We start from the raw sequence: 4,779 nt of genomic DNA, 5'->3' as shown, positions 1-4,779 counted from the left end.
GAGCTATATCCAGAGAAGCCTCTAATGGGTGAAACTGCTTTCGAAAAGGCTCAAATAGAAATGTGGCAACGTTGGGCGGAGTTTTACTTTCTGATGCCAACAGGTATGTGCTTTCAACACTCAAGCGGCTACTTTAAAGACAGAATGAATCCAATTAAGGAATGGGGAGCCGAGTGTGCCACTCATGTTAGAAAATTTATGACACACCTGAATAAGCATTTAGAGCACAATACATTTCTTGCCGGTGACACATTCAGCATTGCTGATATTACCGCACTCTGCACAATGGACTTTAATCGAGTGAATCAGATATCTATAGACAAAGAACAAGTTCACCTTCTGCGCTGGTATAAAGAAGTTTCCTCTCGCCCATCGGCTAAAGCCTAGGTACATATATGATTGATCTATATACATCACCAACCCCTAACGGACACAAGATTAGCATTGCGTTAGAGGAAATGAATATTCCTTACAAAGTAATCACTGTTGACCTATCTAAGGGTGAACAAAAAACGCCCGAGTATATCGCTATTAACCCGAATGGGCGAATACCGGCGATTATTGATCACGACAACGAAGGTTTTACTCTTTTCGAATCGGGGGCCATCCTGATCTACCTAGCCGAAAAGTCGGGAAATTTTTACGCACATACACCTAACGAGCGCGCGCTTATAAATCAGTGGCTAATGTTCCAAATGGGCGGAATTGGTCCAATGATGGGGCAAGCAAATGTTTTCTTTCGCTACTTTCCAGAAAAAATCCCCGCAGCTATTGACCGTTATCATAACGAGGTAAAGCGTTTGTTTGGAGTACTTGACTCTCACTTAAGTGAACATGAGTACCTGGTAAACAATTACAGCATTGCAGATATCGCAAACTGGGCTTGGGTTCGAACCCACAACTGGTCGGGTGTTGAAATCGATAGCTATCCAAACTTGGAAAGGTGGGTAAAAGCAATATACGAACGGCCGGCAGCATTAAGAGCCATTGATACGCCAAAGCGCCCTCGCTCAGAAAAAGTCGTTGCTAGTGGGCAAAAGATAATCGTTACCTGACAGACAGCGCTAATCAATTAAAAAGCGGGGAGCAGTGTGCTTCCTTGCGCACTACTCCCCGCTACCCAAGCTGAAGTCTTGCTGACCTCTTGGTAGGTTGATAAACCCTCATCACAGATGCTCATCCTTGAGCCCTACCCGCTTGTTCACGAAGTTAACAGCCAAATGCCACTGAAAGAATAATAATACTCGCTAAGCAGCATCCCTCGACTCCTCATGATAGATAAGGCTAGTTCGCTAGCATAAACTCTTCCGCGGCGTATCCCTTGCGTAAGGCAAAGCTAAATCCCTTTACTGCGTGAAGAACGTCTTATCTGGAACTAATGTTATAAGCAATTTTTGGGTGTGAATAGTTGTAGCTACAACCTTTTCAAAAAAATAGTCTAGTGATACTGAAATAACTTGGCCAGTACGCGGAAGGCCTTATCATTTGGAACAGAGCATATACTGAGCTTGTTATATATCGCCAATTTCTTTTTATTAATAGCTTGCTGGGAGATTCCCTTCATTTCAGATAATTGATTAACATCGTAAATTAACAGTTCTCTAGCAAGCTCCTGATCAGAGGAGCTGAGCTGTGCAAAAGGACTATCCCCCTCAATAAACGTATCCCCCTGGGCTGCGGATATAATCGCACTCCAACAAGGAGCGAAGCCCTTATTTTTATCCAAAACGGCATAACACCCCAGGCGCATCATTTTTGCTGCGCTCAAGTTATAAGAGTTTGGACTGGTTAGGATAATCACCTGGCCTTTGAACTGTCTACCGAGCCAGCCAACCAAAGCCCAATAATCAACCCCTGGGATTCCTGCATCGACGAGAAGAATGCTCTCGCTTCCCGCTAATAGAAGCTGCTGTTCAAGCTCAGGAGATATTTGGTTGAACGTCTCAAATTCGCACCCCAGCAATACATCTAGAGATATTCTTAGCGTATCGAGCAAGACCTGATCGGTAGAGATTACCTTAACGTGCACCTTCACTCCTAACAAACCAGACAAAGCGAATAGGTTTCGTCATAACTAATTTCTGCTCGTAGATTTGACGCCTTCGCCAACATGAAAAACTCTAGTTTTAAGCAAGCTAATTCTGCACCACGCTCAACACTTGATAGTAAGGGGTTAAAGTAATCGTTATATGTAAATCGCCCTCCAAGATCAAAGTGAATACACTCTCTTTGAGGCTGAACCATGTCTTTAATGTCATAACCTAAAATGGAGTAATAATCTTTAAGGGTCGCAAGCATCAACACCATTGCAGCCTCATTACTTTCAATATTGCGATCAAATCGTTTTTCGCTCTTGATACCGAACTGACGCAGCAACTTAGACAAACGAAAATTACTATTCATCGCTGTCTCAACTTCTCTAGCATAAACTCTTTTAACTGCCGCTATTATTCTCTGGCTTAGAAAACGCTTGAATTGCTCGCTATCCCGAATACATACCTCGTCCATATAACGCTTGGAGTGCAGCCAACCTCGCTCACATACAGCCAAATACTCTGCTGGAAATAACACCAATTGTTCTCGATGCTGTTTGCTTAATTGCGCTTTTTCAATCCCCTTTTTCAGAACAGCCAAGCGGTCATCTATAACCTGCTGAATACAGCTATTCTCACTCAAAAGCTCCTCACAGGCTTTACTCAATAAGCAGCTCAACACAGCATCCAGCTCCAGATTTTTTGGAGTCTTTGATAAGAGTTCACCGCTATCGATAAAGCTACTAGTCGAAACAACCTTGATATGAGGCCAACGCTGATCAGCTTCGTTTAAAAATGAATATGCCGAAAAGCTGGCGCTCTCCTCATCCATCACAACCAGAAAATAATCAGCGGGTTTATGTTCCAAAAAGGAAATAGCTGATTGAATAGAGTTTGCACTTTGTATACGCAGGCCTTTAAATTTAGCTACACGTCGCGCAGAAGAACATGCTAAAGAATCATCACTAACAAACAAGAAGGCTTTGTCTAATTGCAAGCGGGTCGAATTCCATGTCATCACTTAAATCCTTTTATGATCACTGACTACTAACCGAACAAACTTATCACAGGTGCCGAGACAAGAAAGCCCGACCATATAATTAAAGGGTCACGGGTCACATTCACCTTATAAGCATATTCCATCGGAATCCAGACCGAAGGTCAACCACTATTTACATTGCTATTTGAATTAAACCTTCTACCAACAAAATATAGAATAGGTATATTACCCACAGCCCAAACAAAAAAAGCAGGCTAAGCCTGCTTTTTCTTAAACAAAATGGGAAAACCTAAAGAGTTAACGCGTACCGTAAACCACCATAGTTTTACCCTTAACCTGAACTAATCCCTGATCCTCAAGGGTCTTGAGTACACGTCCAACCATTTCACGAGAACAGCCAACTATTCGCCCTATTTCTTGACGCGTAATCTTAATTTGCATGCCGTCTGGATGAGTCATCGCATCAGGTTCTTTACATAAATCCAGTAAAGTGCGTGCAACACGACCCGTTACATCAAGAAATGCTAAGTCACCCACCTTACGCGTTGTCTGTCGCAAACGACTCGCCATTTGCTCACCAATAAAATACAAAATACGCGAGTCTTGAGACGATATTTCCCGGAACTTGTTGTAGCTGATCTCAGCAACTTCACACTCGGTTTTGGCTTTAACCCAGGCACTTCGAGAGTCCAGATTATCAAACAAGCCCATCTCACCGAAGAAATCACCGGCATTCAAATAAGCCATGATCATCTCACGACCATCATCATCTTCAATGATTACCGTTACCGAGCCTTTAATAATATAAAATAAGGAATCACTTTTATCGCCGGCGTAAATGATTGTACTTTTACTAGGGTATTTTCTACGATGACATTGCGATAGAAAGAAATCGAGGTGCTTTGTTTTACTTTCTATCGGTTTGAGTATTGTGGACATTCTAATTTACCTTTTTATTTGCTTACTTATCGTCAAGCGTTACTTCCTGTAATAGGCCAAAACTGAATCTTTATTCACTTTTTATCAGCAAAAACCGTAGCTTAGCCTACTATAATTCAGCTCAAGCACAAGGTTTTTCAATTCCTTTTTCGTAATAACCTTAAGTAACTCTTTGATACTTTTAAAAAGTATAGATCAAAAAAACAATTCCACAGTGATTATTAATTAGGGATTTATGTTACTCTGCATCATCATTTTGTAACATACACACTAGAGCAAGTGACATTCGAGGAACCAACAGTCCTCTACTCGCTTTTTTAAGTACTTCTTCGACGCAATTTCGCTAATTCAATTCTCATTACGAATACTCATTAGGTACACACATGAACGTAACAATTAATTGGGGCGGTGACGCCAAATTTGTAGGTCAATCAGGCTCAGGTCATGAAATAGTAATGGATGGCCCTCCTGACCATGGCGGAAAAAACCAAGGCCCTCGACCTATGGAAATGCTGCTACTAGGTTTGGGTGGCTGCACATCATTTGACGTCATGAGCATTCTGCAAAAATCCCGTCAAAACGTAACTGACTGCCAAGCAATTATCGACGCAGAACGTGCCGACGAAGTCCCCAGTGTTTTTACCAAGATCAGCATCCACTTCATTGTCAGTGGTGAGCAGCTTAAAGAAAGCCAAGTAAAAAGAGCCGTTTCTCTCTCTGCTGAAAAGTATTGCTCTGCTTCGATTATGCTTGAGAAAGGCGGTGTGGAAATCGCTCACAGCTATGAGATAAAAGAAGCCTGAGCCA

General features: G+C 42.1%; 6 protein-coding genes. 3 read left to right on the top strand and 3 right to left on the bottom strand.

Features of this window, described 5'->3' with window-relative positions:
- Together A3761_RS17140 and A3761_RS17135 are read left to right on the top strand one after the other, a co-directional pair.
- On the top strand, positions 1-387 hold a 387-nt coding region (locus A3761_RS17140), incomplete at its 5' end, for a glutathione binding-like protein (protein WP_231881247.1).
- An 8-nt stretch (positions 388-395) separates the two neighbouring features.
- Positions 396-1,055 carry a glutathione S-transferase family protein gene (locus tag A3761_RS17135; protein ID WP_068554564.1) on the top strand — a complete coding sequence of 220 codons (660 nt, stop codon included), beginning with the start codon at positions 396-398 and terminating at the stop codon, positions 1,053-1,055.
- 383 nt (positions 1,056-1,438) lie between these two features.
- On the opposite strand, the gene A3761_RS17130 is transcribed toward A3761_RS17135, so the two are convergent.
- The 3 genes from A3761_RS17130 to crp all read right to left on the bottom strand — a co-directional run bounded on the left by A3761_RS17130 (position 1,439) and on the right by crp (position 3,972).
- Complete coding sequence (locus A3761_RS17130; protein ID WP_068554562.1) at positions 1,439-2,029, bottom strand: hypothetical protein; 591 nt, start codon at positions 2,027-2,029, stop codon at positions 1,439-1,441.
- 8 nt (positions 2,030-2,037) lie between these two features.
- Complete coding sequence (locus A3761_RS17125) at positions 2,038-3,051, bottom strand: hypothetical protein (RefSeq protein WP_068512552.1); 1,014 nt, start codon at positions 3,049-3,051, stop codon at positions 2,038-2,040.
- A gap of 279 nt (positions 3,052-3,330) precedes the next feature.
- Positions 3,331-3,972 (bottom strand): cAMP-activated global transcriptional regulator CRP, encoded by a 642-nt coding sequence (crp, locus tag A3761_RS17120; protein ID WP_068512556.1) that lies wholly within the window; start codon positions 3,970-3,972, stop codon positions 3,331-3,333.
- A gap of 383 nt (positions 3,973-4,355) precedes the next feature.
- On the opposite strand from crp, the gene A3761_RS17115 reads away from it, so the two are divergent.
- Positions 4,356-4,775 carry an OsmC family protein gene (locus A3761_RS17115; RefSeq protein WP_068512558.1) on the top strand — a complete coding sequence of 140 codons (420 nt, stop codon included), beginning with the start codon at positions 4,356-4,358 and terminating at the stop codon, positions 4,773-4,775.
- The last annotated feature ends 4 nt before the right edge of the window (positions 4,776-4,779 follow it).

The sequence above is a fragment of the Oleiphilus sp. HI0123 genome, from assembly GCF_001635315.1.
The sequence above is the reverse complement of the archived record's forward strand: the minus strand, read 5'-3'. Positions and strand labels throughout refer to the sequence as shown.